The sequence below is a fragment of the Streptomyces sp. AMJ-169 genome, from assembly GCF_055597585.1.
In genome coordinates this window covers 1-677 of record NZ_JBVLTJ010000047.1, presented here as the reverse complement: position 1 = coordinate 677, position 677 = coordinate 1, and the positions used below count along the sequence as shown (strand labels likewise).

General features: G+C 57.3%; 1 rRNA gene. It reads right to left on the bottom strand.

Annotated features, from left to right (window positions below):
- Nucleotides 1–632, bottom strand: a 23S ribosomal RNA gene (locus ACYUD3_RS38515); the annotation flags it as partial.
- Nucleotides 633–677 lie beyond the last annotated feature (45 nt).

Here is a 677-nt window from a genome sequence, read left to right as displayed (position 1 = left end):
TCCGACGCTCCCACGGCTTGTAGGCACACGGTTTCAGGTACTATTTCACTCCGCTCCCGCGGTACTTTTCACCATTCCCTCACGGTACTATCCGCTATCGGTCACCAGGGAATATTTAGGCTTAACGGGTGGTCCCGCCAGATTCACACGGGATTTCTCGGGCCCCGTGCTACTTGGGTGTCTCTCAAACGAGCCGCTGACGTTTCGACTACGGGGGTCTTACCCTCTACGCCGGACCTTTCGCATGTCCTTCGTCTACATCAACGGTTTCTGACTCGCCTCACAGCCGGCAGACTGTGAAAGAGAGATCCCACAACCCCGTATACGCAACCCCTGCCGGGTCTCACACGCATACGGTTTGGCCTCATCCGGTTTCGCTCGCCACTACTCCCGGAATCACGGTTGTTTTCTCTTCCTGAGGGTACTGAGATGTTTCACTTCCCCTCGTTCCCTCCACACTGCCTATGTGTTCAGCAGCGGGTGACAGCCCATGACGACTGCCGGGTTTCCCCATTCGGAAACCCCCGGATCAAAGCCTGGTTGACGACTCCCCGGGGACTATCGTGGCCTCCCACGTCCTTCATCGGTTCCTGGTGCCAAGGCATCCACCGTGCGCCCTTAAAAACTTGGCCACAGATGCTCGCGTCCACTGTGCAGTTCTCAAACAACGACCAGTC